Origin of the sequence: Alkalihalophilus lindianensis (assembly GCF_032843265.1) — a bacterium.
Taxonomy (GTDB): Bacteria; Bacillota; Bacilli; order Bacillales; family Bacillaceae_D; genus Alkalihalophilus; species Alkalihalophilus lindianensis.
The window spans coordinates 1-328 of the sequence record NZ_JAWJBA010000131.1; the positions used below are offsets into that span (position 1 = coordinate 1).

At 45.1% G+C, this 328-nt stretch carries 1 protein-coding gene; it reads left to right on the forward strand.

Going from position 1 to position 328, the window contains the following annotated elements; genetic code table 11:
• Window positions 1-328 (forward strand): ABC transporter permease subunit (locus RYX56_RS21630; protein WP_317124024.1); only part of this gene is annotated, 328 nt, incomplete at both ends.

Here is a 328-nt window from a genome sequence, read left to right on the forward strand (position 1 = left end):
CTCCATTTTATGCAAGAATGGTGGAGATCGGATTAAGGGAAATTGATAAAGGTGTCATCGAAGCAGCCAAATCGATGGGTGCAACAACTTGGACGATCATTTGGAAGGTGCTCTTGCCGGAATCGCTGCCGGCTCTGATTTCAGGGATTACAGTAACAGCGATTGCCCTCGTTGGTTATACGGCAATGGCCGGGGCAATTGGCGCCGGCGGCTTGGGAAACCTTGCCTATAATTATGGCTATCAACGGAATCAAAATGATGTGACCGTAGCAGCAACTGTTATTATTCTTATCATTGTATTTGTCATTCAGTTTATTGGTGATTTGAT